Below are 25137 nucleotides of genomic sequence, written 5' to 3' on the forward strand. Positions count from 1 at the left end.
CATTGAAAATGAAAGTTCTGATTCTCGGCGGCACCGGATCCATCGGCACCGCCGTCACCCGGGAACTGGTCCGCAGCGGCCACCAAGTCACCGGCCTCAGCCGCTCGGCGGCCTCGGACAGCAGGCTGGGCGCGATGGGCGCCCGGCCACTGCGCGGCGATTTGCGCCGCCCCGAAGGCTGGGTGCAGGAGGTTGCCAGCGCCCATGCGCTGATCCAGCTGGCCGCCACCTTCGGCGATGGCATGGCCGCGGCCGACACCACGGCCATCACCGCCATCCTGCACCATGCCTCCCGGCGCCCTGAACCGCTGCGGCTGCTCTACACCGGCGGCTGCTGGCTCTATGGCGCCACCGGCGACAGGATCGCCAATGAGGCCAGCCCGCTGCGGCCGATCAAACCCTTTGCCTGGATGCAGGAAAACGGCCAGAGGGTTCTGGCCTCACCTGCCCTCTCTGCCGCTGTGGTGCATCCGGCGATGGTTTACCACGCGGGCGGCGGCGTTTTCAGCCGCTATCTTGAGGCTGCCCGCAGCGCCAGGCCGTTTGAGATCTGGGGCAGCATCACCACCCGCTGGCCGCTGGTCCACCGGTCGGATCTGGCCCGGGCCTACCGGCTGCTGCTGGAACAGCCGCAGCTTACCGGCCACTTCAACGCCAGCGCCGAAACCGGGGTTTCAGTGGCGGACATCACTGCAGAGATTGCCCGCCGCCACGCGCATGATGCTAGCTATGTGGTGCGCAGCTTGAAATATGTGCTGACCAAACACGGCGCTTGGGCAGAAGGGCCGGCATTGGACCAGCAGATGGAGTCCGGCAAGCTGCGCCGCCTGGCGGGCTGGCAGGTGAAGCATTCTAACTTCCGCACTGCGCATTTTTGACGCCGAAGCGGAACACATTGAACCAGATATCATATTTTTTGCATCTAAAGAGCACCAAAAAATTCTCAATATGATACAATTAGCGTCAGGTCTTTCGAGTCTGCGGTACTAGGGAAAATGGCTGACCAAGGGGACGGGCAAAAACAAGCTGCCATACTGATTGCTGATGTGGCCGGATATTCCGCCTTGGCTGAGGCCCGGGAAGCGGAAACCATTGCCGCGGTCCGCGATCTGGGCAGCCGCATCATCGCCCCGGCGGCACGGGAGCATGAAGGACGGGTTGTCAAAACAGTGGGTGACGGGTTCCTGCTGGAATTCCCTTCAGCAGTGCCCGCAGTCAAGGCGGCCATGGCGATTTCCAGCAAGGCCGCCGCCTGCCGCAACGGCCCCCGCGGGCTGAGCCTGAGGCTGCGGATGGGCATCCACGCGGGCCTGGTGTTCCCCGCCGGCGAAGACCTGCTGGGCAACTGCGTGAATATCGCCGCCCGCTTGCAAAGCCTTGCCGCGCCGGGGGAGATCTGCATTTCCGGCACCGTGCATCAACAGGTCCGCGGCAGGGTCGGCGCGGCCTTCGACGACCTCGGATTGCAGCAGGTCCGCAATATCGCGGAACCGGTGCGGATCTACCGCATCACCGGCAACTCGCTGCCCGCCCTGGAGCCGGAAGGCCCCTCGCCAGAGGCATCGGTGGCGGTGCTGCCCTTTTCCAGCGCCTCTCCCGCCAGCGAACACACCGAAGCCATGGCGCAGACGCTGACCGAGGACATCACCATCGGCCTGTCCCGGTTCCGGGCGCTGCGCGTTGTCTCCCGCAATGCGGCGCAGCGCTTTGCCGCCAGCGGCGCCGGGGCGCCGGTTGTCGCGGCTGAGCTGGGCGTCCGCTACCTGGCCGAAGGCAGCGTCCGGCAGCTGCCCGGCAGGCTGCGGATCACTGTCACGCTGTCCGATGGCACCAGCGGCCTGTCGCTGTGGAGCGGCCGGTATGACCGGGATCTGTCCAATGATTTCGCCCAGCAGGATGTGCTGGCGGCGCAGATCACTCAAACCCTGGCGACGCAGCTGCAATCCATCTCGCGGCAGAAGTCCGCCGCGCTGGCGTCAAAACGCGGCACGCTGACCGCACGGGAGCTGGTGATGCAGGCCAAGTCCGTCATTCTGGACTCCCGCGGCAGGCTTAAGAAGTGCCGCACCCTGTACCAGCAGGCCTGCGATGCCGATTTCGGCAATGCGACCGCCTATTCCGGGCTGGCGCTGACCTATCTGGTGGAGTGGATGAGCGGCTGGGCAATGTCGGCGGAACTCACTCTGGACAAGGCCTTTCCGCTGCTGCGCCATGCCGCCCGGATCGACCCGCTCGACAGCGTTGCGCAGCGCAGGCTGGCCGTGATGCATTTGTGCAAGGGCAATTTCGCCCTGGCGGAGGACCATTTCCAGCGCGCCCTGATGCTGAACCCCAACGATACCGATGCCATGGCGTTCCGCGGACTGTCGCTGATTTATCAGGGCAGGCCGGAAAAGGCGCTGGCCGAACTGGACCAGGCAACGGCGCAGAACCCGTTCCACCCGACCTATTTCCACTGGTTCCGCGGGCTCGCGCTCTACATGTGCCGGGCCTATGATCCGGCGGTTTCAGAGGTGTCTAAGGCGATTGAGCTGTTTCCGGGCTTCCCGGCGCCGCACCGCCATCTGGCGGCCTGCTACGCGCAGCTGGGGAACCGGCCCGCGGCCGCGCGCGAATGCGGGCGCATCCTGGACCTTGAGCCGAAATTCTCGGTGGCCCGCATCGGCAAGACGCTGCCTTTTGCCAGGGCGCAGGATCTGGAGCATTACTGCGACGGCCTGCGGCAGGCTGGATTGCCCGAATGATCCCCTGAAACGCAAAAGGACAGGCCTTGCGGCCTGTCCTTCTTCACGGTCCGGCTCCGTCAGGGAGGAGAGCGAGGGCCGGATCGTGGTCGTTCTTACTTGGCAGCTGTCGAAGCTTTTTTCGCTGCGGTGGTCACCTCGTCAGTGGCCTTCTTCATCGCAGCGGTTGCTTCTTCGGACATGTCCTTGCCGGCCGCCATCATCAGTTCGACGGTGTCCATCTGGACCTTCTTGGCCACTTCGGCGAAGGCAGCCATGTTTTCGGCAGCCACTTCAGCGGAAGCGGAGGCGAAGTCGGTTGCCGCCTTGGCGTAGTCGGCCGGCTCAGCCTTGACCTTGGAAACGTCGCTCAGCTTGGCGATGGTTTCTTTGGTCCACTTGCTGGAGATCTCGGCGGATTTGCCGGCAGCGTCCAGCGCAACGGCGGACAGCTTCTCGTTCAGGGCTGCGGTGTTTTTGAAGACGTCTTCCATTGCTTTGGTGTCAACCGGGAAGGCGCCCATGAAGTCTTTCATCATCGCGGTGAAGTCTTGGGTCTTTGCCATAGTTCTAATTCCTCAGAAAGCTGCAGCAGGACCATCCTGCGCTCTTAGCATGAAAGGAATATGCGCGCTGCACTGCAGCATTTCAAGGGTTTTGATGCTGCGGCGCAGAAAAAATTTCTGCGCCTGCAATATCAACGGTTTGCCTTGACCTTCACATAGGATCCCGGCGCCGGCATCAAAGAGGGATAGCCCGAATCCCCCACCTCGCGGGCGGGAACCTGCTTGCCGGACCGTTTCTTGAGCCAGTCATTCCAGCGCGGCCACCACGACCCCTCGTGGTACTGAGCGCCTTCCATCCAGGCCTCGCTGTCCCCCTTCAGGTCATCGTTGGTGTAATGGCCGTACTTCTTCTTGCTGGGCGGATTGACGATGCCTGCGATATGGCCGGACTGCGACACGATAAAGCTTTTGCTGCGCGACCCCATCTGCTGCACGCCGCGGTAACAGTCCTTCCAGCGGGCGATGTGATCGGTTTCGCAGGTGATCGACATCACCGGCACATCCACGTCCTTGAGTTGCAGCTTGTGGCCCATCAGCTCGAACCCTTCGCCGGCGAATTCATTGTTCTGGCACAGGCCGCGCAGGTACTGGATCGCCATCCGCCCCGGCAGGTTGGCGCCATCGCCGTTCCAGTAGAGCAGATCAAAGGCGGGCGGCGTCTCGCCCATCATGTAGCTTTTCACTGCCGGGCCATAGATCAGGTCCTTGGAGCGCAAGAACGACATGGTGCGCGCAATCACCCACGACCGCAGCAGCCCCTCCTGTTCCACCTGCGCCTCGATCCCGTCGACGAAATCGTTCTGCAGGAAGGGGGTGAACTCGCCCTGGTCGCCGAAGTCTGTCAGCGTGGTGAAGAAGGTTGCCGATTTCACCGATTTGTCACCGCGCTGTTTCAGCAGCGACAGGGTCAGGCTCAGGGTGGTGCCCGCGATGCAGTAGCCCACCGCGTTGACCTGATCGGCCTTGCAGACCTCCTTGGCCTTTTCGATCGCGGCCAGGAAGCCCTCTTGGATGTAATCCTCCATCCCCACATCGGCGAGGCTGGCGTCAGGATTGACCCAGGACACCACAAACAGCGTGTAGCCCTGCTCTGTCACCCATTTGATCAGGCTGTTCTGCGCCTTCAGGTCGAGGATGTAGAATTTGTTGATCCAGGGCGGGAACAGCACAATCGGGGTTTCATGCACAGTGTCCGTCACCGGCTTGTACTGGATCAGCTCCATCATCCGGTTGCGGTAGATCACGTCGCCCGGCGTAGTGGCGATGTTGCCGCCCAGCTCAAACGCGCTTTCATCCGCCAGCCGCACCACCAGCTCGCCGTTGTTGGCCTCCAGGTCGGTGACCAGGTTCTCCAGCCCGTCGATCAGCGACTGGCCCTCGGTTTCCACCGCCTTTTCCAGCGCGTCCGGATTGGTCGGCAGGAAATTGGTCGGCGACATCATTTCGATGATCTGATCGGCAAAGTAGCTCAGACGCTGCTTGTCCTTGGCATCCATCTCACCTGCACTCTGCACCGCCTTGCGGATCGCCTCGGCGTTGGTCAGGTACTGCTGTCTGACATAATTGAAGTACGGGCTGCTCTGCCACAGCGGATTCGAAAAACGGCGGTCCGTGGGGCCGCCGTCATCCGTGCTGTCCAATTGTCCGGTCAGAGCTTTCTGCGCTTCGGCGAAATTCAGCACAGACTTGCTCCAGAATTCGAGCTGATGCTCCAGAAGTTTGGCGGGATTCTGCATGGCCTCCGTCCAATAGGCGGTTGCTGCACGCGCATAAAGCTCTTGATTCGGACCGTCCAGAGCCGGGTTATGCGGCACCTTCCGGGACATAACGTCAGCCAGGCGCTTGCTCAGCTCCTCGACGCGGATCATATTTTCCTTAAGTTTTTCAAAGCTCTCAGAATTGGACGTTGCGGATACTTCGTCACTAGTTGTCATATAAAGGAATCCCTCATAGGCTTTCTGCTATGCAGAATACTCGTCTGCAAAAGGCAGGGCAAAGCGGCGATTGGTCCGATGTTCCGGATTTTCTGGTCCGATGACGCGGGGACAGAGCCCGTAAGGAGACGCGCATGCGATACATGATGACCTACGACCTGATGGAGACCGTCCGGAACACCAACCAATGGCTGGGCGCCACCGCCCTCTCCATGGCATCTTACCCGGTCTTTTCCGCCTTGCCAAATCCTGCGCTCAGCTGGATGGCGGCTTGGGGCGAAGTGACCGAACGCACCTACCAGCGGATGGTGGTGAAACCCGCCTGGGGCATCCGCACCTTCACCTGCGAAGACGGCAAGGACCACTTGGTCGACATTACCACCGTGGTAGAACGCCCCTTTGGCGACCTGATCCATTTCAAGGTCAACGGGCGCGCAGAACAGCCGCGCAAGGTGCTGCTGGTTGCGCCGATGTCCGGCCACTACGCCACCCTCCTGCGGTCCACCGTCAAAAGCTTGCTGGTGAACTGCGAAGTGTATGTGACCGACTGGCACAATGCCCGCGACATTCCTGTTTCTGCAGGGAAATTCGATATCGAGGACTACACGCTCTACCTCGTCGACTTCATGCGGGAGCTGGGCCCGGACACCCATGTCGTCGCGGTCTGCCAGCCGGTGCCGCTGACGCTTGCCGCCACCGCCTACCTGGCGGAGCGCGAGCCGGATGCGCAGCCTTCCTCGCTGACCCTGATCGGCGGCCCGGTGGATCCGGACGCCACCCCGACGGAGGTCACTGACTTCGGCCGCCGCGTCACCATGGGCCAGCTGGAGGAAACCATGATCCAGCAGGTCGGCTTCAAATACCCGGGCGTCGGGCGCAAGGTCTACCCTGGCCTGCTGCAGCTCGCCTCCTTCATGTCGATGAACGGCGAACGCCATACCAAGGCGTTCCTGGACCAGATCCAGCGCGTCTCCCGCGGGGAAGCCTCGGACCACGACGCCCACAACCGGTTCTACGACGAATACCTGGCGGTGATGGATATGACCGCCGAATTCTACCTGTCAACGGTGGAGCGCATCTTCAAGAAGCGCGAGATCGCCCGCAACGTCTTCACCGTCAACGGCCACAAGGTCGATTTCAGCAAGATCACCGATGTGGCGGTCAAGACCGTCGAAGGCGCCAAGGACGACATCTCCGCCCCCGGCCAGTGCGTCGCGGCGCTGGACCTCTGCACCGGCCTGCCGGAAAGCAAAAAGGCCAGCCATTTGGAACCGGGCGCCGGCCACTACGGGATCTTTGCCGGCCGCAGCTGGCGCGACAATATCCGCCCGCTGGTGATCAACTTCATGAACGCCAACAGCCGCAGCACACCGGCCCGTAAACCGGCCAGCAAACCGGCCAACAAGAACACGGCTGCCTGACGGGATGGGCGGCGGCCTGGCATTCTCCTGCAATTGCGGGACCTTGCGCGGCGAAGTTTCAGCAGCGGGTGTCAAAGGCGGCACCCGCGTCGTCTGCTACTGCGCCGACTGCCGCGCCAACGAACTGTACCACGGCCAGCCGGATCCGGCCCCGGATCCGGTCGATTTGTTCCAGCTGTCGCCCGACACCATCACCATCACCCACGGCGCAGAGCAGCTGAGGGCGATCCGCTTGGGCCGCCGCGGCCCCTTGCGCTGGTACGCCGCCTGCTGCGGCACGCCTTTTGCCAACACGCTGGCCAAGCCCGGCCTGCCCTTTGCCGGCATGCGCTCCAACCTGTTTCAGGATCCGTCCGCCCTGGGCAAGATCCGCGCCAGGGCCTTCCTCCCCGTTCCCGGCAAACAGTCCAGAACCAAGGGCGGCGGCGCCATGGCCTTGGGCATCCTCAGCCGGATGATCACCGCCCGCCTGTCGGGCCGCTGGAAAGACACGCCATTCTTTGATGCGGACACCGGCAAACCGGTGGCCGAGCCCGAGCTGCTCAACAAGGCACAGCGCGCCGCGCTCTACCCTTAGGCCGGCACTGCCAGCCAGTGCAGCAGCGCCCGGTTCACCGCATCGGGCGCCTCCAGCACCGGGAAATGCCCTGCCTCCGGGATGACCTCCAGCCGCGCGTGCGGGATCAGCTGCGCCAGCAGCTCCTGCTTGGCACGCGGCACGATCGTGTCATGCTCCCCCGCCAGCACCAGCGTTGGCACATGCACCCGCCGCATCGTGGCCTGCTGGTCGGGCCGCCGCTGCAGGGCGCGCGCCTGCGCCACATACAGTTCCGGCCCCAGCTCCATTCCCATGTGGCAGAACAGTCTGTGCACCTCCAGCCGCGACGGCCCCGGCGCCAGCGCTTCCATCGGCAGCGCCGCGCGCAGGACATCCTCCAGCCGGCCGGTGCGTGCGGCAATGATTTGCGGCTCCCGGTCGGCGGCCTGCTCCGGCGTCTCCGCCAGCGGGCTTGCTCCTATCAGGCACAGGCGGCTGATCCGTTCCGGCGCCCGTCGCACCAGCTCCATCGCCAGGATCCCGCCCATCGACATCCCCGCCAGGGCAAAGCGCGGCGGCAGGTGGCTCAGCATCCGGGCGGCAATCTTCTCTACCGTGTCGCCGCCTGCCAGCGGCAGCACCATCACCGGCATGCTGCCGGAAAATGTCCTGATCTGAGCGTCAAAGATCCGGCCGTCGCACATCATCCCCGGCAGCAGAACCAATGGTTCGCGGCTCGGTTGCTGGTCATGAGGCATATCCTGCCCTCGCGGTTTGGCTGCCACCCGTCTCTGCAACTGTGCGGAGAGGCGGCAGCCGGATCAAGAAAAACCTCCCCAAGGCAGCGGTTTGCCGAACCGCTGCCGCCGCCGCGCCACGCTCAGTAGCCGTTCCAGCGGAACGCGCCATTCTGCGCCAGCGGCGAAAACGGGTTGAAGGCGATCTCCCAGACATGCCCGTCCGGGCTGCGGAAATAGCCATGATGGCCGCCCCAGAACACATCCTGCACCGGTTTCAGCACCTCTGCCCCCGCGGCCTCCGCAGCCGCCAGCAGCTCTGCCACCGCCTCCCTGCTGCGGGTGTTGTGGCTCAGCGTCATCGCGCCGGTGCCCAGCTCCGCCTCCGCCACCCCGATATCTTCCGCCAGCGCCGCCAGGGGGTAGAGGCCCAGCGTCTGCGAGATCAGGTCAAAGGCGATCACCCCGTCCGGGCTCTCCGCCCGCTGCCAGCCCAACGCCTCGTAAAAGGCCGCGGCCTTCTCCATATCCGGCACGCCCAGCGTGATCAGGCTTACCCTCTGTTCCATTTCTGAAATTCCTCATCCAAAAGACCTATGCCTTCAGCCGCCCGCGTGGCCCCGGTAAAGCCCGGGGCGCGCTCTGCGGCACCGCAACTCTAATGGCTTTGCCCAACTGGACCGATACGTGAACAAGCCACTGCAATCGCAAATGCCTTGGCAGCCTGTCGGCATTTCGATCACCTTTTCGATCACCTTAATGCCGCCTCAGGCACCGCCCAGCACGTCCAGCACGTCCAGCACAGCATTTTCGATCAACTTCAGGCAGGCAGCGTCCGAGAACCGGTGATCGGCATCTTTCACCAGGGTAAGCCGCATGTCCGGGCAGGTCGCATGATCCATCAGCCGCAGCGCTGTTTCCGTGGACACCGCGGTGTCCGCGGTGCCCTGCAGGCAGCGCGTCTTGAACGGCAGAAACAGCGGCGAGCGCAGCACCAGGTGCTTGCGGCCGTCCTCGATCATCCGCTTGGAGATATGATAGGGTTCCATATAATCGCTCGGCAGCTCCACATAGCCGCGGCTCGCCAGCTCCGCCTTCTGCGCCTCGGAGAAGTTGGCCCAATAGCCGTCCTCGGTGAAATCCGGCGCTGCGGCGATGGTCACCATGCCCTTGATCCGCTCCGGCATCTCCCGCGCCAGCAAGAGCGCCTGCCAGCCGCCCATGGAGGAACCCACGGGCACGATCTCGCCCTCCGTCAGCTCTTGCACCGCCGCCAGCGTGTCCTCATGCCAGTCACCGATGCAGCCCTCCTCGAAAGTGCCGGAGCTTTCGCCATGGCCAGAGTAGTCAAACCGCAGAAACGCTTGCCCGCGCGCCTTGGCCCAGGCTTCCAGATGCACCGCCTTGGTGCCCTCCATGTCCGACTTCAGCCCGCCCAGAAACACCACGCACGGCCCCTGCCCTTCGCTCTTGTGATAGGCGATGCGGCGGCCCTTGGCGGTGCCGAGAAACGATGTGGCGGGCATGTCTTTGGTCTCCTGTCCTTTTCCTCAAAATGTGGCATGGCTCCGCCTTACCTGCAAGCGGCAGCACAGCCTGCTTGCAAGTCCCCTGCCGGTCTCCTTATGGTCTGCCGGAAAATTCCGGGGGGCCGCGGGCATGTCAAAATTCTTCAAAACCGCGGTGCTGGCCGCTGCCGTCCTCGCGGTGGCGCTGGCCACCGCCTGGGCGGCGCTGGCGCTGTGGTACCGGCTGCCCTTCGCCACGCTGCCGCGCGCCGCTCTGTCGGGCGGGTTTGCCTTGCTGGGCGTTGCCGTCACCGCCGGATTGTTCCGCAGCCACGCCCTGCGGGCGCTCACCACCTTCACCCTGGCCCTCGCTGCGGTCATCCTGTGGTGGTCCACCCTCACCCCGCCCGAAGACGGCACCTGGTCGCCCGATGTGGCGCGCCAGGTCACCGGCGAGGTGCAGGGCGATATCCTGACCCTCACCGATGTCCGCAACTTCACCTGGGAAACGCCTGATGACTACAAGGTGAACTGGGAAACCCGCAGCTACGACCTCACGGCGCTGCAGACCGTGGACCTGTTCATGTCCTATTGGGCGGGGCCGCAGATGGCGCATATGATCGTCAGCTTCGGCTTTGAGGACGGCGAGCAGATCGCCTGGTCGGTCGAGGTGCGCCGCCAGGAGGGCGGCGGCTTCTCCCCCGTGGCCGACATGTTCAAATCCAACACCCTGGTGATGATCGCCGCGGATGAGCGCGACCTGGTCGGCACCCGCACCAATGCCCGCGGCGAAGACGTGCAGCTGTTCCGCATCGGCGTCAGCCCCGACACCGGCCGCGCCCTGCTGCTGCGCTACGTGGCCGCTGCCAACAGCCTTGCGGCGCAGCCGCAGTGGTACAATTCGCTGACCACCAATTGCACCACCGTGGTGATGGCGCTGATCCGCACCTTCGCCGCTGAGGTGCCGCTGGACTGGCGGGTTCTGGCCAACGGCTACCTGCCGGAATACGCCTGGGAGCAGGGGGTTCTGGACCAGACCCGCAGCGTCGAGGAGCTGCGCGCGCTCGGCAGCATCACCCCGATTGCCCAGGCGCATGGCCTCACCCCCGACTATTCCGCCGTTATCCGCGAGGGCGTGCCCTCGCCCGCACCCTGATCCGGGATCCTTTTCATCTGGCTGAAAATATCCCGGGGAGCGCGAGGGGCTGGCCCCTCGCTCATAGCTTGGCAGGCATGATACCCGCCGGCAGCTATGGCATCAGGACAGGCTGGCAGCCGGTACTCCGTTGACCTTCTGCGTCTGCAGGCGGCCAAGCAAGCTTTGAATCCGGCTCAGGGCTTCCTTCGTCCGCACAGCCTTCTCCTGGCTCACCCCGCCTTCGATATACGCGCAATGCTCATAGGACAGATGGCGCTGCGACAGGATCTCCCGGGACTGGCACAACGCGGTTTCAATAAGATCCACATCTTCAACCGTCAGGTCAAAGCTCGGGTTCGGGCGGGTCATCGGAACACTCCTGGTATGTCCATCGGGCCTGAGATTTCGGCCACCCTGCCCCGGATCGCGTTCCATGGCAACATTTTTCTTATTATTTTTCAATTACTTACCAGTATACACATTTGTACAACCGCATACACGGGCACACAATGGGATTTTCCCGCGCAATTACAATCACATGCAAAGCTGCCTTGACTTGCCCCCGCTTTGACCGCAAAACGCGGCGCACAAACACATACCCGCAACCGGGCGTTCTGTGGGCGCCAAACCGACGAGGAGCAGCCAGCAAATGGCCCAAATCTCTCTCACCTTCCCCGATGGTAATGCACGATCCTATGACGCAGGCGTAACGCCCGCGCAGGTGGCTTCCAGCATTTCCACCTCGCTGGCCAAAAAGGCCATCTCCGCCACCGTGAACGACAAGCACTGGGACCTGCAGTGGCCGATCGACGCGGACGCCACCATTGCCATCCACACCATGAAGGACGAGGCCCAGGCCAACGAGCTGATCCGCCACGACCTGGCGCATGTGATGGCGCGCGCGGTGCAGGAAATCTGGCCCGACACCAAGGTCACCATCGGCCCGGTGATCGAGAACGGCTGGTACTACGACTTCGACCGCGCAGAGCCCTTCACCCCCGAAGACCTGGGCGCGATCGAGAAGAAGATGAAGGAAATCATCAACAAGCGTGATGAAGTCCGCACCGAGGTGTGGGAGCGCGACCGCGCGATCCAGCATTACACCGACAACAATGAACCCTATAAGGTCGAGCTGATCGAAAGCATCCCCGGCGACGAGCCGCTGCGGATGTACTGGCATGGCGACTGGCAGGACCTCTGCCGCGGCCCGCACCTGCAGCACACCGGCCAGCTGCCGGGCGACGCCTTCAAGCTGATGAGCATCGCAGGCGCCTACTGGCGCGGCGACAGCTCCCGCGCGATGCTGCAGCGGATCTACGGCGTTGCCTTCACCGGCAAGGAGAAGCTCAAGGCGCATCTCCACATGCTGGAAGAAGCCGCCAAGCGCGACCACCGCAAGCTGGGCCGCGAGATGGACCTGTTCCACATGCAGGAAGAGGCGCCGGGCCAGATCTTCTGGCACCCGAACGGCTGGAAGGTCTACACCACCCTGCAGGACTACATGCGCCGCCAGCAGGAAAAAGGCGGCTATGTCGAGGTGAACACCCCGCAGGTCGTCGACCGCAGGCTGTGGGAGGCTTCGGGCCACTGGGAGAAATATCAGGAGAATATGTTCATCGTCGAAGTCGACGAGGAGCACGCCCGCGAAAAGGCAGTGAACGCGCTGAAGCCGATGAACTGCCCCTGCCACGTGCAGATCTTCAACCAGGGCCTCAAATCCTACCGCGACCTGCCGCTGCGCATGGCCGAATTCGGCTCCTGCAACCGCTATGAGCCCTCGGGCGCGCTGCACGGGATCATGCGGGTGCGCGGCTTCACCCAGGACGACGCGCATATCTTCTGCGCCGAAGACCAGATCGAGGCGGAAACCAAGAAGTTCATCGACTTCCTGTCTGAGATCTACAAGGATCTGGGCTTTGAGAAGTTCTCGGTCAAATTCTCCGACCGCCCGGAAAAACGCTCAGGCTCCGATGCGGTCTGGGACAAATCCGAAGCGGCGCTGAAGGCGGCGACCGAAGCGGCCGGCTGCGCCTTTGAGCTGAACCCGGGCGAAGGCGCCTTCTACGGTCCCAAGCTGGAGTTCGTGCTGACCGACGCCATCGGCCGCGACTGGCAGTGCGGCACCCTGCAGGTCGACTTCGTGCTGCCCGAACGGCTGGACGCCACCTATATCGGCGCCGACGGCGCCAAGCACCGCCCGGTCATGCTGCACCGCGCCACCCTCGGTTCGTTTGAGCGCTTCATCGGCATCCTGATCGAGGAGCACGCAGGCAAGCTGCCGTTCTGGCTGGCGCCGCGGCAGGTGGTGGTCGCCTCGATCACCTCTGACGCCGACGCCTATGTGCAGGAGGTCGTGGCCGAACTGAAGAAAGCCGGCGTGCGCGCCGAGGCCGACATCCGCAACGAGAAGATCAATTACAAGGTCCGCGAGCATTCCGTGGGCAAGGTGCCGGTCATTCTCGCCGTCGGCCACCGCGAGGTGGAGGAGCGCACCGTCTCCGTCCGCCGCCTGGGCGAGAAGCAGACCAAGGTGGAAAGCCTGGAAAATGTTACAAAGGCGCTGGCGGCGGAAGCGACCCCGCCCGATCTTCTGTAACAATTCCCGCCATTTTCAACGCAAGCGGCCCCCACCTGGGGGCCGTTTTGTTTCAGCCAACTCCCAAACCCCTGAAAACCATAGGCTTAGTCATCTTCGGCGCGCGCCTTCGGGTCACAGGCTCTGACGCGGATGTGAGACACGGCCTCGTGACTTAAACTCTGGAAAACCTCGGGTTAGTGTTTGCGTGTCATCACGACACCGCATGTAGAACCGAAAGGAATTCACGAGATGTCGAACACCGCAAAATCCCTGGCCGTTGCAGGTGCCGTTGCCGCCGCTCTGACCGCAGCGTCCACCATCCCCGCCGCCGCCGGCACCAAGGAAAAGTGCTACGGCGTGTCGCTGGCAGGCCAGAACGACTGCGCCGCAGGCCCTGGCACCACTTGCGCAGGCACCTCGACCGTCGATTACCAAGGCAACGCCTGGACCCTGGTTGACGCAGGCACCTGCGAAGGCATGGACCTGCCGGCCATGGCAGACGGCACCGAGCGCAACGGCTCTCTGGAGCCGCTGGAGCGTGACCTGCCGGCATAATTGCCGCTCGAATTCAGGGGCGGGAGTGCGAATTCCCGCCCCTTTTGCCCCCGCAAACAGGACCCGCCATGCTTGACGCCGCTGCCCATGATGCACTGCCCGCCGCCCCTGGCGTTGGCTACAAGCCGCAGCATTTCGCCCAGATCACCGCGGGCTCCAGCGCGGTCAAATGGCTGGAAATCCACGCCGAAAACTACATGGGCGACGGCGGCCGCCCGCTGGCGCAGCTGCGCCACCTGTCCGAACGCTTTGCCATGTCGGTGCATGGCGTCGGCCTCTCCATCGGCGGCGAAGGGCCGCTGGACAAGGACCACCTCGCCCGGCTCAAACACCTGGCAGGATGGCTGAACCCCGCCAGCTTCTCCGAGCATCTGGCCTGGTCCACCCACGACAGCCACTTTTACAACGACCTGCTGCCGCTGCCCTACACGGATGCCAGCCTGCAGCGGATCTGCGATCATATCGACCAACTGCAAGAGACCATCGGGCGGCGGATGCTGCTGGAGAACCCCTCCAGCTACCTCGCCTTCGCCGAGAGCACCTGGGCAGAGCCGGAGTTCCTGGCGGAAATCTCCCGCCGGACCGGCTGCGGGCTGCTCCTGGATGTGAACAACGTCTTTGTCTCCGCCAGCAATCTGGGGTTTTCGCCGCAGGGCTACATCGACGCCTTCCCGCTGGACAAGGTGGGCGAAATCCATCTGGGCGGTCATGACGAGGATGACGACGGCCAGGGCCGCCCGCTGCTGATCGACAGCCACGGGCGCGAAGTGGCGGATCCGGTCTGGGCGCTCTTGGACTATACGCTGGCGAAATCCGGCCCCAGGCCGGTGCTGATCGAATGGGACAACGACGTGCCGGACTGGCCGGTGCTGGAAGCAGAGGCCGCCCGCGCCGCAACCGCGTTGGAGCGCATTCCGGCATGAGTGTTTCGCAGACAGATTTCACCCGCGCCATGATGGATGCGGGCCAGCCGGTGCCGGACGGGCTGACCGATCATCTCGGCCAGCCTGCGGGCCGCCGGTTCAGCGTCTACCGCAACAACGTCGCGGTCTCGCTGACCGAGGCGATGCACAGCGCCTTCCCGGTGATTGCGAAACTCCTGGGCAAGCAGAACATGGACGGGCTGGCAGGCATCTACCTGCGCCGCCACCCGCCGTCGTCGCCGCTGATGATGTTCTACGGCGCAGAGTTCCCGGCCTTCCTGGAAGCGATGGAGCAGCTGAAGCATCTGGGCTACCTCGGCGATGTGGCCCGGCTGGAGCTGGCGCTGCGCCGCGCCTATCACGCCGCCGATGCCGCCCCCATCGCGCCGGAGGCGCTTGGCGCGCTGCCGCCGGATGCGCTGCTGGACACGCGGCTGGAACTGGCGCCTGCGGTGCAGGTGCTGCGCTCGCCCTGGCCCATTCACGCCATCTGGCGCTACAACACCGAAGACGGCGCGCCCAAGCCCGCGGCACAGGCCGAGGACGTGCTGATCACCCGCCCCGAATTCGACCCCATTCCCCAGGTCCTGCCGCCCGCCGGCGCGGTCTGGATCAGCGCCCTGATGGCGGGCGCCACCATCGGCGCGGCGATGGAACAGGCCGCCGCCGAAAACGAAGCATTCGACCTGGGCGCCACCCTGGCCCTGCTGTTGCAGGGCGGTGCGGTCACAGGACTGAACAGCAAAGGGTAAGACCATGCACGCACTAGTCTCCATTCACGACGCCGTTTTCCGCCAAGTTGAAAGGGCCGGCAACTGGCTGCTGCCGCTGGCGGCGCGCTTTGTCTTCGCCTCAACGCTGCTGCTCTATTTCTGGAATTCCGGCCTGACCAAGCTGGGCGACGGCATCTTCGGCCTGTTCAGCCCCTCAATCGGCGCCTACAGCCAGATCTTCCCAAAGCAGCTGGAGGCGGCAGGCTATGATGTGGACCAGCTGGGTGTCTTTCACTGGGCCGTGGCCCTGGCAGGCACCTACGCCGAGTTCATCCTGCCTCTGCTGATCGTGATCGGGCTGCTGACCCGGCTGGCCTCGCTGGGCATGATCGGCTTTGTGGCCGTGCAGTCGCTGACCGACATTTATGGCCACGGGGCCACCGATGACAAAACCCTTGGCGCGCTGTTTGACCGTTTCCCCGATGCGGTAATCCTCGATCAGCGGCTGTTCTGGATCTTTCTGCTGTCCGTCCTGGTGGTCAAGGGCGCGGGCGCCCTGTCCGTGGACACCCTGCTGCGGCACCGGATGCAACCTGCCATCGCCTGACGCTCTGGCCCAGAAACAAAAAAGGCGCCCTGCCCCCGGCAGCGGCGCCTTTTTCGTTTCCCGGCAAGCCTCAGAAATGCGCCTTGGGCTCATCCGGCTGGCCCGCGGCCAGCGCCATCAGCCCGGCAGTGGCGGCAAAGCTGATCGGGAAAATGGTAAAGACATTAAAGCCGAAGCCCGCGTACATCCCGGCCGCAGACCCCAGCAGCAGCACGCCGCCCCACAGGGCCCGCGCCCGCGCCATCGCACCGCCGGCAATCGCCAGCAGCGGCGACAGCACCGCCAGCAGGCGCAGCTGCTGCACGTTGCCGACCTGCTCCGCCAGCCCTTCGATCTCGCCGAAATGCTCGACCGCAGCGGTGTAGCCGTAGCCGAAAAAACCCACAATCATACCGAAAATCCCGGCGGTAATCCCCAGAACCAGGGCTGCGTTGCGCATCGTCAATCTCCCGAAAACTGCCGCACCGACATAATCAGCCGGTCACGCGGCACCAAGGGCCGCCTTCGTGTTCTGATCCCAACCCAGGAATAATTCCCCGTCACGCTCGATCAGCGGCCGCTTCATCAGCGCCGGATGCGCCCGCAGCAGATCCAGCGGCTCACCGGCGCGCTCTTCTTCGCTCAGGCCGCGCCAGGTGGTTGACCGCGTGTTGACCAGCTTGGCCCCGAATTGCGCATAAGCCGCCTCCAGCAGACCGTCCGGCATTCCGTCTGCCCGGATATCGGCAAAAGTCGAATCAGGAAGCTGTTTCAACGCCTTGCGGCACGTATCGCAGGTCTTCAGCCCGTAGATTTTCATACATCCCCCTATGTCCCGCGCCGCGGCGGGCACAATTTATGGTAGAATTCACCGGTTTTTCTTGATTTTTGCCCGGCCCGTGTAACACTCAAGGTTGTCCGGCTTCCCCCGCGGAATTTTGGCAGGGTGCGGGCCGGATGCCCTGGGCAGCCCCCATGGCGGAGTGCAAAGTAGAAGGAGACACGGGAAATGCCAAGCGGCACCGTGAAGTGGTTCAACACCACCAAAGGGTACGGGTTTATTGAACCCGATGAAGGCGGCAAGGATGTGTTTGTGCACATTTCAGCGGTAGAGCGGTCGGGCATGACCGGCCTCGCCGACAATATGAAAATCGGCTACGAGCTGTCCGAAGGCCGCGACGGCCGGAAAATGGCTGCGGAGCTTAAGGCGCTTTAATCAACTGATGATGCACTGCGCCCGGACTTGGGCTGGGCGCAGGCACTGACGGGCCGGGGGTCTCGCCCCTTTTACGCCCGCCGCAGATATTCAACCATCACGCAGGCCGGATCGCTGTCCCGCAGGACCGTTTCACCGGCCTTGACCCATTTGTCCGGCTCGAACGCCGGGAAATAGGCGTCAGCATCTGCAATGGTCAGATCCACCTCAGTAATCAGCAGCCGGTCCGCCATGCCCAGCATGCCGCGGTAAATCCCCTCGCCGCCAATGCCGTAGACGCGCCTGTACCCCTGCGCATGGGCTTCCGCCACCGCCGCCCCGATTGACGGCAGCACGATGTCTGCCGCCCCAGGGTTCGAGGACACCACCAGATTGAGCCGGTTCTTCAACGGTTTCACCGGCAGGCTGTCCCAGGTCCTGCGGCCCATGATGATGGCGCCGCCCAATGTCTCGCGCTGGAACGCCTTCAGATCCTCGGGCGCAAACCAGGGGATATCGTTGTCCTTGCCAATGGCCCCGTTGCGCGCCCGCGCAGCGATCAGGGTGATCATGGGTATCTTCCTTTGAGATCAGACCGCCACCGGCGCCTTGATCGCCGGATCAGGGTCATAGTTCAGGATCTCGAAATCCTCGTATTTGAAATCGAAGATCGAGCTGACCTGCCGCTTGATCCGCAGCTGCGGCAGCGGCTTGGGCGTGCGCGACAACTGCAGCCGCACCTGCTCCACGTGGTTGGAATAGATATGCGCATCGCCCATCGTATGGACAAAATCCCCCGCCTCATACCCGGTGACATGCGCCAGCATCGCCAGCAGCAGCGCGTAGGAGGCGATGTTGAACGGCACCCCCAGGAACATGTCGGCAGAGCGCTGGTACAGCTGCAAATGCATCTTGCCGCCCGCCACCCGCACCTGCCACAGCGTATGGCAGGGCGGCAGCGCCATGTCCGGCACGTCCGCTGGATTCCAGGCCGATACGATCAAGCGGCGGCTGTCGGGGCTTTTGCGGATCATCTCCACCAGATCCGCAATCTGATCGACGCTGCCGGCGCGGTAGAGCGGCTCATCCCCGGTGGTGCCTTCCGCCAGCTCCAGCTTGGGAAACCGGCGCCACTGATGGCCGTAAACCGGACCCAGATCGCCGTTCTCATCCGCCCATTCATCCCAGATCGAGACGCCGTTTTCCTTCAGGTAACGGATGTTGGTGTCGCCCGACAGGAACCACAACAGCTCATGGATGATGGAGCGCAGATGCAGTTTCTTGGTGGTGACCAGCGGAAACCCGTCGGCCAGGCTGTAGCGCGCCTGCATCCCGAAACAGCTCAGCGTGCCGGTGCCGGTGCGGTCGTCCGATGGCACGCCATTGTCCAGAATATGGCGCAGCTGATCCAGATACTGCTGCATGGAGCCCCCCCTGGCTTTGCCCTGTATATCACGCCCCGGAATACCCCCTGCACCGCCAGCCGCCAAGGGTAAAAATCCGTGCCGGGGCGCGTCCGCCCCACAACATATACGCCGCACAACCGGGCCAAAGCCTACATACGGGTAGCGCATCCGCCACGGTTGCGCCGGAATCCTCAGTGTTCAATTGACTTTGCCGCGGCCGCGCCCGAAGGTGGCGCAAAACGATAAAGATATTGAGGTAGAGGCAGATGAGGCGCTTTTGGCTAGGGATCGCGGCGGCGGCCGCGCTGTCCGCGTGCGGCGGGGGCAACCCTTTCATCACCAGTGATGATGACCCTACGGACGTCACCGGCACAATTCCGGAAGACCTGGCCGGGGACGTCGACAGCGTCAGCTACAACGCCGCCAATCAAACCCTGACGGTGACAGGCGTAGGCCTGGATGACTCACCCTTCCCTGCTACATATGTCCGCAAGCCCGCGCTCGACCGGGCCGGGTACGAGGCCTACACCGTCCAGGACAACGAATTGACGGAACACTCCACCGCCTATGTGCGCACAACAGAAGGCGGCTACGCCGCCGTTGTCGTGACCGGCGGGCAGTTCGGGTTTTTCCAGGGCGGCACCACCTACGGGCGCACCGGCACTTATTCGGCGCCGGACACCAGCCAAAGCGGCACTGGCATCGTCAGCTATGCCGGCACCTACGTTGGCCTGCTGAACGTCGACGGCGACAACGGCGATCTGATCGACCCCTCCAACGGCACCAACCCGTCCATTCTGCCTGGCCAGGCAGCTGAGGTCACCGGCGACGTCTTCATCAATGCCGATTTCACCGACAACCGGGTAAAAGGCGGCATCTACAACCGCCAGATCACCGATCAGCCCGGAACCGCAGTTGAAAACCTAGCCCTCAACCCGACCGGCATCGCTTCCGACGGCAGCTTTACCGGCGACGTCTCAACGGATGGCAGCGCAGTTGGTCAATACGGCGGCGTCTTTGCCGGCTCCAATGCCGCCGCAGTGGCAGGATCGCTGCACGCTACTGACCACATCAGTGCCCTCCGAGGCGGCACGGTTCCGATCGAGGAATACGGCGTCTTTGTGCTTGGCTCCTGCGACGGCGCCAGCCCGGACCCGGCCTGCCCCTAAACCATGCGCAAGGCAATTGCGGCATGTCTGATGCTGGGCCTGGCAACGGCCCAGCCCTCCGCTCAGGAGACCAAGCAGCCCCAGATGCACCTGTCGCTCCAGCAGGGGCATGTTCTGGCGGCGCATGCCTTGAGTTCCGGCAACCACCAGCTGGCGCTGCGGGTGTCGGAGGCGCTGCTGCAGGCCGACCGCAAGAACCACCTGGCCTGGCACCTTCAGGCCGCCGCCTATGCGCAGGCCGGGCAGCCGGATAAGGGCCGCAAATCCGCCGCCCGCGCCTTCCGCTTCGCCCCCGACGACGCCACCAAATACCAGATGGCCCAGCTCGCCTCCCGCCTGGCGTTCCAGGGCGGCAGCCCGGTCCTGTCGCAATACTGGCTGCGCCGCACCGCAGTCTACGCGCCCGACAGGAAGGCCGAAGAGCTGATCGCCAAGGACTATCAGGCGCTGCGCCGCATCAGCCCCTGGTCCTTCCGGCTGAGCGGCGGGCTGAAACCATCGAACAATGTGAACAACGGCTCCGATGCCGCGACGCAGGAAATCGACGGGCTGTCGTCGCATGAAAACCGGTTCGGGCCGCGGGCGGTTGCCCTGTCCGGTCTCATTGGCACCCTTGATGCCGGCATAACCCGCCGCCTGCGCCAGAGCGGCACCAGCCTGACCACGCTCAGCGGGCGCCTCTATGTGCAGCGCGTGGCCCTGTCCTCCGGCGCCAAGGCAGAGGCGGCAGATCTTGCCGCCAGCACCGGGACCACGGCCCCCCGGAATTCAGAATTCGGATCGACCTATGGCGAGATCACCCTCAGCCACGCCTTCACCGCAGGCCCTGCGGACAAGGGCGGCAGCGCCCGGGCCGACCTGACCGCCGCCACCTCCTGGTACGGTGGCCAACGAAACTACAACCTTGCGAAACTGTCTGCCGCCCGCAGCTGGGCCCTCTCGCCCCGCAGCCGCCTCACCCTCAACGGCAGCGCCGAACACCGCCTGGATCCGCGACTGGCCAGCCTGCAAGCCGATGTCTTCGGCCTTGGGGCATCGCTGTCGCGCAAGCTTGAAAACGGCGACAGCCTCACCTTCACGCTTGGCCTGCGCGACACCCGGGCAAACAGCGTGAACTCCAGCGGCCAAACCGCCACCGTTCACGTCGGCTATGCCTTCGGGCAGCTGGTCGGCCCGGCCAGGATCAGCACCGGCCTGATTTTGGGGGCCGCCGATTACCCGGACCACATCTTCTATGACGGCAGCGACTGGCAGCCCATCCCCGGCGGCCGCCAGGACCGCTCCGTCTATGCTGACCTGAACCTGTTCTTCGAAGACTACGACTACGCCGGCTTTGCGCCAATGCTGCGGGTCCGGGCCGGCAAGCGCAGTTCCAACCACAGCCGCTTTGACAGCTCGGAATTCTCCGTCTCGCTGGGGATCGAGTCAAAATTCTGACACCGCCCGGCGCTTTTGCTGGCCTTCCCGCGCCGCGCCGCTAAAGTCCCTGACAGCGATAACAGGAGACCCCCATGCCCCTCAAATATCTGCACACCATGGTCCGGGTGAAGGATCTGGAGAAATCCATGGCCTTCTACGAGCTGCTGGGCCTCAAGGAGACCCGGCGCTGGGAAAACGAGCAGGGCCGTTTCACCCTGATCTTCATGGCACCGCCGGGCCAGGAGGAAACCCCGCTGGAGCTGACCTACAACTGGGACGGCGACGACGCGCTTCCCGATGACAGCCGCCATTTCGGCCATCTTGCCTATGGGGTGGACGATATCTATGCCACCTGCCAGCACCTGATGGACAACGGCGTCACCATCAACCGGCCGCCGCGCGACGGGCATATGGCCTTCGTGCGTTCGCCCGACAACGTCTCCATCGAACTGCTCCAGAACGGCGAGTCGCTGGCCCCGGCAGAACCTTGGGCCAGCATGGAAAACACCGGCCACTGGTAGGCGCCGGCAGGCCGCGGGGTCCGGTGCGGACCGGCGGCGGCCCGTTCGATCGGTTCGGCTGAAAAGAAATCAGCCCTCCGGCTTGCACCGGAGGGCGATCAGGCGGCTTCGCGCGGCGCGCGTGTCTCCGCCCCCTCAGGCCCGGCGGGTCTGGGATCCGTACGTCAGCGTCACCTGCGAACGCTGCCCGGCGATAAAGGGGCTGCCGCCATCAGGACCGTCGTCGTCCTCTTTTTCTTCCTCATCAAGCAGGGCCGCGCGCATATCGTCCAGATCGGCGCTGTGCATAAAGCCCGCACCGCTCAGCGGATGGGTATACTGAAACATCACCGCTGCCTCCCTATGCGGACTGCTGCTGCGAAAAGCCCGGCAGCCCGGTGCGGCGCAGCTGGGTCAGGCAGCGCATGATCTCATCCTTGGTCCGCAGGCGCTGGCGCTTCAGCCCCTGCAGCATCATGCTGCACGGCGACGGGCGTTTCAGCTCCTTGGCGATTTTCGCCTTCAGCGACTGGTGCTTCAGGCGCAGCTTGGCCAGCCTCACCTGCAGCGAGAAAACCTTTACCCGTGGACTGTTCTTCATCAATTGCCTCCTTTTTTCCGGTACCGGCGGCACACCACCCCGCCGCCTGACACTCAAGATGGGCTGCAATTGCCTTTTAAGAAGCCAATAGTATTGTGAATAAAGATAGGTTTTAGCTATCCAACGCAATGGAGGGCCCCAGATGCCGGAGATCACCCTGCGCCAGCTGCGCTATTTCTCTGTCCTCAGCAAAGCCCTGCAATACCGCAATGCGGCGCGGCAGCTGGGCATCAGCCAGCCCTCCCTCAGCCTGCAGATCGCCGCCCTGGAGAAGGCCCTGGACACGCGCCTGATCGAACGGCGGCGCAGCGGCCTGATCCTGACGCCGGCAGGACGGGACACCGCCCTCCAGGCCGAAAAGATCCTGCAGGATGTGGAGCGGCTCAGCCAGACCGCGGGGGCCTCAGGCGCCCAGCTGGAGGGCACCCTGCGGCTCGGTTCGTCGCCGACAATCGGCCCCTACCTGCTGCCGCGGGTGCTGCGGCGCCTGCATCAGTCTTTCCCGGACCTCAAGCTGGTCATCCGCGACGCCCCCCCGCGCGAGCTGACGGAGGATCTGCTGGCGGGCCGGCACGATCTGATCCTGACCCAGCTGCCGGTGCCGCGCGATGACATCCGCCACACCTTCCTGTTCCGGGAGCCGCTGAGCCTGGCTGTGGCCCGGGACCACCCGCTGGCCGGCCAAAAGCGGGTGAAGACCGCGGATCTGGCCGGGGAGAACCTGCTCAGCCTCAACCCGTCTTACACGCTGAGCCGCCAGGTCTCGCATCTCAGCGCGGCGTCGGGGGCAAACCTGCGCGAGGATTTCGAGGGCACCAGCCTTGATGCGCTGCGCCAGATGGTCTCGCTTGGCATGGGCGTCACGCTGCTGCCCGCGCTGTATGTCGGCTCCGAAGTCAAGCGCGGCGAAGGCGATGTCGCAGTGATCCCGATGCAGCCGGTGCTTTACCGGCAGGCCGGCCTGGCCTGGCGCCGCAGCAGCGGCAGCCCGCCCGCCTTCCTGAAACTCGCAGACTTCATCCGCAGCGTTGCCGAACAGGAATTTTCCGATCAGGTGATCCTGTAAACCCGGACACAGGCCAGGCCGCGCGGGGGCCGCCGTGAACCGCATCTGTCCGCCTGGCGGCAAGGCCCCAGGCCAGCGCCCGGTCCGCTGCCGGCAGCCCCAGCCCAGTCAGCCCGGCCAACGCAGCCAGCCCGCCAACGCAGTCAGCGTGATGGAGCTTCGCTTGGGCGGCCCCGGTTGCGCAGTTGGCTGTACCGCCCGGCACAACGCAAAAAACCGGCACAGCGCCTGACCGGTGCTGTCCGTGCCCGGCGGTGCAATACCCCGCCTTCCGGTTTTCTGAAAAACACAAACCAATAATAATTTCCGCTTCAGCGGGACAAGCCGCCGCAGGGTAAACCCCTCATGCGGGAACAAGGGCGGTCACTTCTGCAACCTTCAGCCGCGGCCCCGCACGGGTCCCGGCGCTTTGCCCTTCAATACACCCGGAACACGGTTTCCCCTCATGCCCGGTTTTGGCCTGCCAGTGCTTTGCCAGCATTTCACGGCCCGTCGCCACCGGGATCATCGCCCGGCCAGCGCCTTAGTAGATATAGCGGATCTGATCCGACCAGTAGCGCTCCACCCGCTTCAGCGAGGCGGTGATATCCTCGATCCCCTCCGAGGAGATCACGTTCTTGCCTTCCAGCCCTTCGGCATGGCGGGCAAACAGCGCCGACACGATATCGCGGATCTCACGGCCGCGCTGAGTCAGCCGCACCCGCACCGAGCGGCGGTCGATCTCGCAGCGCTGATGGTGCATATAGCCCATCTCGACCAGCTTCTTGAGGTTGTAGCTGACATTGCTGCCCTGATAGTAGCCGCGGGTCTTCAATTCCCCGGCGGTCACCTCATTGTCACCGATGTTGAACAGCAAAAGCGCCTGAACCGCGTTGATTTCCAGCACGCCGACGCGTTCAAACTCGTCCTTGATGACATCCAGCAGCAGACGGTGGAGACGCTCGACAAGGGCCAGCGCCTCCAGGTAGCCAGTCATGAAACCTTTGCGGTCCGTCCGGCTAATTGGCAATTCCATACTCATTCGCATCTCCGACTCGAATTTGCTTCTGAGGTAAGATGCCAACAATTCCCGAAAAATCGGTTAAGCCGGTATTTTATTATTTTTGGTACGTTTGCGCTATGTCCGCGACCAGTGCGCGGAACCGCTCCTGCGGCTCCGCCTGGCCGGTCACCCACTGGTACAGATCCTGGTCGTTTTCGTGCAGCAGCTGGTCATAAAGATCCAGCTGCGCAGTATCCATCTGCTCCAGATTGGCGGCTGCAAAGGCCGACAGCAGGATATCCATTTCCTTGATACCCCGGCGCATAGAGCGCATCTGCAGCCGTTTCAGGCGGATGGTCCGGTCTTCCTGCATCCTGGTCTCAGGCAACTTCTGTGGTCTGGCCGTCATTGACCTGCAGCAGGGTCCGCAGCTTCTTCTCCAGCCGCGCCGCCCGCTCCGCATTCTGGCGCATTTCGCTGCGCAGGTCACGCAACTCGTTCAGAATGCTTGTGAAATCGCCCGCTTCCAGCTCCAGCGGCGCCGGTTCCGACATCCCTTCGCCCTCGCCGGTCAGCAGCCAGGACATCGACACGTTCAACACGCCGGCCAGCATCGTCAGCTTGTTGGCGCGCGGCTCCGCCAGGTCGCGTTCCCAGGCGCTGAGCGTGGACTTCTTGATCCCAAGCCGGCGCGCAAGCTGGCCCTGGGTCATTCCGGCAGCTTCCCGTGCAGCCGCCACGCGGTCGCCAAATGTCGCTGCGTCCGGGCCGTACCAGTCTGTAGTCTGCTCCGTCATTGCCAGTTCTCCTCATCCAGTTTGAACGCGGCTTGATCGCCGTCCAGCCGCACCCTATGACAGTTGCGAGCAACATACAAAC

Annotated in this window: 30 protein-coding genes; 15 read left to right on the forward strand and 15 right to left on the reverse strand. The window is 63.8% G+C overall.

The features are described from left to right. The first annotated feature begins 8 nt into the window (after positions 1 to 8). Positions 9 to 878 carry an NAD-dependent epimerase/dehydratase family protein gene (locus R2C4_RS10865; protein ID WP_141890638.1) on the forward strand — a complete coding sequence of 290 codons (870 nt, stop codon included), beginning with the start codon at positions 9 to 11 and terminating at the stop codon, positions 876 to 878. A 186-nt stretch (positions 879 to 1064) separates the two neighbouring features. Beyond that, complete coding sequence (locus R2C4_RS10870; protein WP_244940818.1) at positions 1065 to 2744, forward strand: adenylate/guanylate cyclase domain-containing protein; 1680 nt, start codon at positions 1065 to 1067, stop codon at positions 2742 to 2744. A gap of 95 nt (positions 2745 to 2839) precedes the next feature. Here R2C4_RS10870 and R2C4_RS10875 read toward each other — a convergent pair whose 3' ends face one another. Next, a complete protein-coding gene (locus R2C4_RS10875) occupies positions 2840 to 3289 on the reverse strand; it encodes a phasin, PhaP (RefSeq protein ID WP_141890640.1) in 450 nt (149 codons plus the stop codon). 131 nt (positions 3290 to 3420) lie between these two features. Continuing rightward, positions 3421 to 5223, reverse strand: coding sequence for a PHA/PHB synthase family protein (locus R2C4_RS10880; RefSeq protein ID WP_141890641.1), 1803 nt, complete (start codon positions 5221 to 5223; stop codon positions 3421 to 3423). 134 nt (positions 5224 to 5357) lie between these two features. Between R2C4_RS10880 and phaZ the strand changes: the two genes are divergently transcribed. Both phaZ and R2C4_RS10890 read left to right on the forward strand, forming a co-directional pair. Continuing rightward, entirely contained in the window at positions 5358 to 6644 is a 1287-nt protein-coding gene (phaZ, locus tag R2C4_RS10885; protein WP_141890642.1) for a polyhydroxyalkanoate depolymerase, read from the forward strand. A gap of 4 nt (positions 6645 to 6648) precedes the next feature. After that, complete coding sequence (locus R2C4_RS10890) at positions 6649 to 7221, forward strand: DUF6151 family protein (protein ID WP_141890643.1); 573 nt, start codon at positions 6649 to 6651, stop codon at positions 7219 to 7221. On the opposite strand, the gene R2C4_RS10895 is transcribed toward R2C4_RS10890, so the two are convergent. The 3 genes from R2C4_RS10895 to R2C4_RS10905 form a co-directional block, all read right to left on the reverse strand. Further along, on the reverse strand, positions 7218 to 7940 hold the full coding sequence (locus R2C4_RS10895) for an alpha/beta fold hydrolase (protein WP_141890644.1): 723 nt from the start codon (positions 7938 to 7940) through the stop codon (positions 7218 to 7220). The two genes, R2C4_RS10890 and R2C4_RS10895, sit on opposite strands and share 4 nt — an antisense overlap. Before the next feature lie 122 nt (positions 7941 to 8062). Next, a complete protein-coding gene (locus tag R2C4_RS10900; protein WP_141890645.1) occupies positions 8063 to 8488 on the reverse strand; it encodes a VOC family protein in 426 nt (141 codons plus the stop codon). A 198-nt stretch (positions 8489 to 8686) separates the two neighbouring features. Then, complete coding sequence (locus R2C4_RS10905) at positions 8687 to 9445, reverse strand: alpha/beta hydrolase (protein ID WP_141890646.1); 759 nt, start codon at positions 9443 to 9445, stop codon at positions 8687 to 8689. A gap of 133 nt (positions 9446 to 9578) precedes the next feature. On the opposite strand from R2C4_RS10905, the gene R2C4_RS10910 reads away from it, so the two are divergent. Next, positions 9579 to 10583 carry an Lnb N-terminal periplasmic domain-containing protein gene (locus tag R2C4_RS10910; protein ID WP_141890647.1) on the forward strand — a complete coding sequence of 335 codons (1005 nt, stop codon included), beginning with the start codon at positions 9579 to 9581 and terminating at the stop codon, positions 10581 to 10583. Positions 10584 to 10685: 102 nt separating this feature from the next. Here the strand turns inward: R2C4_RS10910 and R2C4_RS10915 are convergent, their stop codons facing one another. Next, entirely contained in the window at positions 10686 to 10934 is a 249-nt protein-coding gene (locus R2C4_RS10915) for a hypothetical protein (RefSeq protein ID WP_141890648.1), read from the reverse strand. Positions 10935 to 11214: 280 nt separating this feature from the next. Between R2C4_RS10915 and thrS the strand changes: the two genes are divergently transcribed. The 5 genes from thrS to R2C4_RS10940 all read left to right on the forward strand — a co-directional run bounded on the left by thrS (position 11215) and on the right by R2C4_RS10940 (position 15941). Then, complete coding sequence (gene thrS, locus R2C4_RS10920) at positions 11215 to 13161, forward strand: threonine--tRNA ligase (protein ID WP_141890649.1); 1947 nt, start codon at positions 11215 to 11217, stop codon at positions 13159 to 13161. 231 nt (positions 13162 to 13392) lie between these two features. Continuing rightward, positions 13393 to 13698: a BufA1 family periplasmic bufferin-type metallophore gene (locus R2C4_RS10925; protein ID WP_058287839.1), complete on the forward strand. Its 306-nt coding sequence runs from the start codon at positions 13393 to 13395 to the stop codon at positions 13696 to 13698. A 68-nt stretch (positions 13699 to 13766) separates the two neighbouring features. Next, positions 13767 to 14621, forward strand: a complete 855-nt coding sequence (bufB, locus tag R2C4_RS10930) for an MNIO family bufferin maturase (protein ID WP_141890650.1) — start codon at positions 13767 to 13769, stop codon at positions 14619 to 14621. Further along, positions 14618 to 15373 carry an HvfC/BufC N-terminal domain-containing protein gene (locus tag R2C4_RS10935; RefSeq protein WP_141890651.1) on the forward strand — a complete coding sequence of 252 codons (756 nt, stop codon included), beginning with the start codon at positions 14618 to 14620 and terminating at the stop codon, positions 15371 to 15373. The genes bufB and R2C4_RS10935 overlap by 4 nt, the downstream gene beginning before the upstream one ends. 4 nt (positions 15374 to 15377) lie before the next feature. Next, the gene (locus tag R2C4_RS10940; protein ID WP_141890652.1) at positions 15378 to 15941 is read left to right on the forward strand and encodes a DoxX family protein; all 564 of its coding nucleotides are present in this window, start codon (positions 15378 to 15380) and stop codon (positions 15939 to 15941) included. Positions 15942 to 16011: 70 nt separating this feature from the next. Here the strand turns inward: R2C4_RS10940 and R2C4_RS10945 are convergent, their stop codons facing one another. Both R2C4_RS10945 and R2C4_RS10950 read right to left on the reverse strand, forming a co-directional pair. Beyond that, positions 16012 to 16380: a hypothetical protein gene (locus tag R2C4_RS10945; protein ID WP_058287843.1), complete on the reverse strand. Its 369-nt coding sequence runs from the start codon at positions 16378 to 16380 to the stop codon at positions 16012 to 16014. A gap of 42 nt (positions 16381 to 16422) precedes the next feature. Next, positions 16423 to 16740, reverse strand: a complete 318-nt coding sequence (locus R2C4_RS10950) for an ArsC/Spx/MgsR family protein (protein WP_141890653.1) — start codon at positions 16738 to 16740, stop codon at positions 16423 to 16425. Between the two features lie 189 nt (positions 16741 to 16929). Here R2C4_RS10950 and R2C4_RS10955 point away from each other — a divergent pair, with 189 nt between their 5' ends. Beyond that, positions 16930 to 17136 (forward strand): cold-shock protein, encoded by a 207-nt coding sequence (locus tag R2C4_RS10955; RefSeq protein WP_008555379.1) that lies wholly within the window; start codon positions 16930 to 16932, stop codon positions 17134 to 17136. A 71-nt stretch (positions 17137 to 17207) separates the two neighbouring features. Here the strand turns inward: R2C4_RS10955 and R2C4_RS10960 are convergent, their stop codons facing one another. Then, the gene (locus tag R2C4_RS10960) at positions 17208 to 17687 is read right to left on the reverse strand and encodes a dihydrofolate reductase (protein WP_141890654.1); all 480 of its coding nucleotides are present in this window, start codon (positions 17685 to 17687) and stop codon (positions 17208 to 17210) included. Between the two features lie 18 nt (positions 17688 to 17705). Further along, the gene (locus R2C4_RS10965) at positions 17706 to 18539 is read right to left on the reverse strand and encodes a thymidylate synthase (protein WP_141890655.1); all 834 of its coding nucleotides are present in this window, start codon (positions 18537 to 18539) and stop codon (positions 17706 to 17708) included. A gap of 248 nt (positions 18540 to 18787) precedes the next feature. On the opposite strand from R2C4_RS10965, the gene R2C4_RS10970 reads away from it, so the two are divergent. The 3 genes from R2C4_RS10970 to R2C4_RS10980 all read left to right on the forward strand — a co-directional run bounded on the left by R2C4_RS10970 (position 18788) and on the right by R2C4_RS10980 (position 21630). Beyond that, on the forward strand, positions 18788 to 19690 hold the full coding sequence (locus tag R2C4_RS10970; protein ID WP_141890656.1) for a transferrin-binding protein-like solute binding protein: 903 nt from the start codon (positions 18788 to 18790) through the stop codon (positions 19688 to 19690). 84 nt (positions 19691 to 19774) lie between these two features. Further along, positions 19775 to 21127: a hypothetical protein gene (locus R2C4_RS10975; protein WP_244940819.1), complete on the forward strand. Its 1353-nt coding sequence runs from the start codon at positions 19775 to 19777 to the stop codon at positions 21125 to 21127. A gap of 74 nt (positions 21128 to 21201) precedes the next feature. Beyond that, positions 21202 to 21630, forward strand: coding sequence for a VOC family protein (locus tag R2C4_RS10980; protein WP_008554058.1), 429 nt, complete (start codon positions 21202 to 21204; stop codon positions 21628 to 21630). Between the two features lie 135 nt (positions 21631 to 21765). Here the strand turns inward: R2C4_RS10980 and R2C4_RS10985 are convergent, their stop codons facing one another. Next, positions 21766 to 21957, reverse strand: a complete 192-nt coding sequence (locus R2C4_RS10985; protein ID WP_141890658.1) for a hypothetical protein — start codon at positions 21955 to 21957, stop codon at positions 21766 to 21768. A gap of 13 nt (positions 21958 to 21970) precedes the next feature. Beyond that, positions 21971 to 22210, reverse strand: coding sequence for a YdcH family protein (locus R2C4_RS10990; RefSeq protein WP_141890659.1), 240 nt, complete (start codon positions 22208 to 22210; stop codon positions 21971 to 21973). A 142-nt stretch (positions 22211 to 22352) separates the two neighbouring features. Between R2C4_RS10990 and R2C4_RS10995 the strand changes: the two genes are divergently transcribed. Further along, positions 22353 to 23276, forward strand: a complete 924-nt coding sequence (locus R2C4_RS10995) for a hydrogen peroxide-inducible genes activator (RefSeq protein ID WP_141890660.1) — start codon at positions 22353 to 22355, stop codon at positions 23274 to 23276. Positions 23277 to 23799: 523 nt separating this feature from the next. Here the strand turns inward: R2C4_RS10995 and R2C4_RS11000 are convergent. From R2C4_RS11000 to R2C4_RS11010, 3 genes are all read right to left on the reverse strand, one after another. Further along, positions 23800 to 24297 (reverse strand): MarR family winged helix-turn-helix transcriptional regulator, encoded by a 498-nt coding sequence (locus tag R2C4_RS11000; RefSeq protein WP_375543687.1) that lies wholly within the window; start codon positions 24295 to 24297, stop codon positions 23800 to 23802. A 76-nt stretch (positions 24298 to 24373) separates the two neighbouring features. Continuing rightward, positions 24374 to 24631: a succinate dehydrogenase assembly factor 2 gene (locus tag R2C4_RS11005; RefSeq protein WP_141890661.1), complete on the reverse strand. Its 258-nt coding sequence runs from the start codon at positions 24629 to 24631 to the stop codon at positions 24374 to 24376. A 7-nt stretch (positions 24632 to 24638) separates the two neighbouring features. Next, positions 24639 to 25055 (reverse strand): helix-turn-helix domain-containing protein, encoded by a 417-nt coding sequence (locus R2C4_RS11010; RefSeq protein ID WP_058285737.1) that lies wholly within the window; start codon positions 25053 to 25055, stop codon positions 24639 to 24641. Positions 25056 to 25137 lie beyond the last annotated feature (82 nt).

The sequence above is a fragment of the Leisingera aquaemixtae genome, assembly GCF_006740765.1.
In the GTDB taxonomy this organism is placed as follows: Bacteria; Pseudomonadota; Alphaproteobacteria; order Rhodobacterales; family Rhodobacteraceae; genus Leisingera; species Leisingera aquaemixtae.

Excerpts from the sequence above, each read along its gene's own strand:
- R2C4_RS11000 (WP_375543687.1), bottom strand. The coding sequence starts at position 24,297 with ATGAGTATGGAATTGCCAATTAGCCGGACGGACCGCAAAGGTTTCATG.
- R2C4_RS10980 (WP_008554058.1), top strand. The coding sequence starts at position 21,202 with ATGCCCCTCAAATATCTGCACACCATGGTCCGGGTGAAGGATCTGGAG.
- R2C4_RS11005 (WP_141890661.1), bottom strand. The coding sequence starts at position 24,631 with ATGCAGGAAGACCGGACCATCCGCCTGAAACGGCTGCAGATGCGCTCT.
- R2C4_RS10910 (WP_141890647.1), top strand. The coding sequence starts at position 9,579 with ATGTCAAAATTCTTCAAAACCGCGGTGCTGGCCGCTGCCGTCCTCGCG.
- R2C4_RS10960 (WP_141890654.1), bottom strand. The coding sequence starts at position 17,687 with ATGATCACCCTGATCGCTGCGCGGGCGCGCAACGGGGCCATTGGCAAG.
- R2C4_RS10935 (WP_141890651.1), top strand. The coding sequence starts at position 14,618 with ATGAGTGTTTCGCAGACAGATTTCACCCGCGCCATGATGGATGCGGGC.
- bufB (WP_141890650.1), top strand. The coding sequence starts at position 13,767 with ATGCTTGACGCCGCTGCCCATGATGCACTGCCCGCCGCCCCTGGCGTT.
- phaZ (WP_141890642.1), top strand. The coding sequence starts at position 5,358 with ATGCGATACATGATGACCTACGACCTGATGGAGACCGTCCGGAACACC.
- R2C4_RS10940 (WP_141890652.1), top strand. The coding sequence starts at position 15,378 with ATGCACGCACTAGTCTCCATTCACGACGCCGTTTTCCGCCAAGTTGAA.
- thrS (WP_141890649.1), top strand. The coding sequence starts at position 11,215 with ATGGCCCAAATCTCTCTCACCTTCCCCGATGGTAATGCACGATCCTAT.
- R2C4_RS10950 (WP_141890653.1), bottom strand. The coding sequence starts at position 16,740 with ATGAAAATCTACGGGCTGAAGACCTGCGATACGTGCCGCAAGGCGTTG.
- R2C4_RS10945 (WP_058287843.1), bottom strand. The coding sequence starts at position 16,380 with ATGCGCAACGCAGCCCTGGTTCTGGGGATTACCGCCGGGATTTTCGGT.
- R2C4_RS10905 (WP_141890646.1), bottom strand. The coding sequence starts at position 9,445 with ATGCCCGCCACATCGTTTCTCGGCACCGCCAAGGGCCGCCGCATCGCC.
- R2C4_RS10975 (WP_244940819.1), top strand. The coding sequence starts at position 19,775 with ATGCACCTGTCGCTCCAGCAGGGGCATGTTCTGGCGGCGCATGCCTTG.
- R2C4_RS10895 (WP_141890644.1), bottom strand. The coding sequence starts at position 7,940 with ATGCCTCATGACCAGCAACCGAGCCGCGAACCATTGGTTCTGCTGCCG.
- R2C4_RS10955 (WP_008555379.1), top strand. The coding sequence starts at position 16,930 with ATGCCAAGCGGCACCGTGAAGTGGTTCAACACCACCAAAGGGTACGGG.
- R2C4_RS10915 (WP_141890648.1), bottom strand. The coding sequence starts at position 10,934 with ATGACCCGCCCGAACCCGAGCTTTGACCTGACGGTTGAAGATGTGGAT.
- R2C4_RS10900 (WP_141890645.1), bottom strand. The coding sequence starts at position 8,488 with ATGGAACAGAGGGTAAGCCTGATCACGCTGGGCGTGCCGGATATGGAG.
- R2C4_RS10965 (WP_141890655.1), bottom strand. The coding sequence starts at position 18,539 with ATGCAGCAGTATCTGGATCAGCTGCGCCATATTCTGGACAATGGCGTG.
- R2C4_RS10970 (WP_141890656.1), top strand. The coding sequence starts at position 18,788 with ATGAGGCGCTTTTGGCTAGGGATCGCGGCGGCGGCCGCGCTGTCCGCG.
- R2C4_RS10890 (WP_141890643.1), top strand. The coding sequence starts at position 6,649 with ATGGGCGGCGGCCTGGCATTCTCCTGCAATTGCGGGACCTTGCGCGGC.
- R2C4_RS10995 (WP_141890660.1), top strand. The coding sequence starts at position 22,353 with ATGCCGGAGATCACCCTGCGCCAGCTGCGCTATTTCTCTGTCCTCAGC.
- R2C4_RS10875 (WP_141890640.1), bottom strand. The coding sequence starts at position 3,289 with ATGGCAAAGACCCAAGACTTCACCGCGATGATGAAAGACTTCATGGGC.
- R2C4_RS10985 (WP_141890658.1), bottom strand. The coding sequence starts at position 21,957 with ATGTTTCAGTATACCCATCCGCTGAGCGGTGCGGGCTTTATGCACAGC.
- R2C4_RS10865 (WP_141890638.1), top strand. The coding sequence starts at position 9 with ATGAAAGTTCTGATTCTCGGCGGCACCGGATCCATCGGCACCGCCGTC.
- R2C4_RS11010 (WP_058285737.1), bottom strand. The coding sequence starts at position 25,055 with ATGACGGAGCAGACTACAGACTGGTACGGCCCGGACGCAGCGACATTT.
- R2C4_RS10880 (WP_141890641.1), bottom strand. The coding sequence starts at position 5,223 with ATGACAACTAGTGACGAAGTATCCGCAACGTCCAATTCTGAGAGCTTT.
- R2C4_RS10925 (WP_058287839.1), top strand. The coding sequence starts at position 13,393 with ATGTCGAACACCGCAAAATCCCTGGCCGTTGCAGGTGCCGTTGCCGCC.
- R2C4_RS10990 (WP_141890659.1), bottom strand. The coding sequence starts at position 22,210 with ATGAAGAACAGTCCACGGGTAAAGGTTTTCTCGCTGCAGGTGAGGCTG.